The organism is Providencia sp. UF-183 (assembly GCF_058246155.1).
This window is the reverse complement of sequence record NZ_JBSICD010000089.1, coordinates 1-277: the sequence shown is the minus strand read 5'-3', so window position 1 is coordinate 277 and position 277 is coordinate 1. Positions and strand designations below refer to the sequence as shown.

Genomic DNA, 277 nt, shown 5'->3' with positions numbered 1-277 from the left:
TACGGCGCACTCGCATTCGCCACCGCTTTATTTACATCCCCATTCACCAATCCTTGGATTAAGGCTGTGCCCGACTCCACAATGCGGCGATTATCACCACCCACGCCCCAACCGGATTTATTGATTTCAGTCTGAATCGCCTCTTCACGCGCTTGGCCTGTTAGGTTAGGTTGTTTTTCATTCACTTTTTTGGTCGCGTCTATGGTCGCATCCGTCACCGCAATATCTGTAATCTGCTTACCTAACTCGCCGACTAGCTGCGTTTTCTCTATCCGCT

General features: G+C 50.2%; 1 protein-coding gene. It reads right to left on the bottom strand.

Features of this window, described 5'->3' with window-relative positions:
• A partial coding sequence (locus AC4IFT_RS22475; protein ID WP_490752949.1) for a hypothetical protein occupies positions 1-277 on the bottom strand: 277 nt, incomplete at both ends.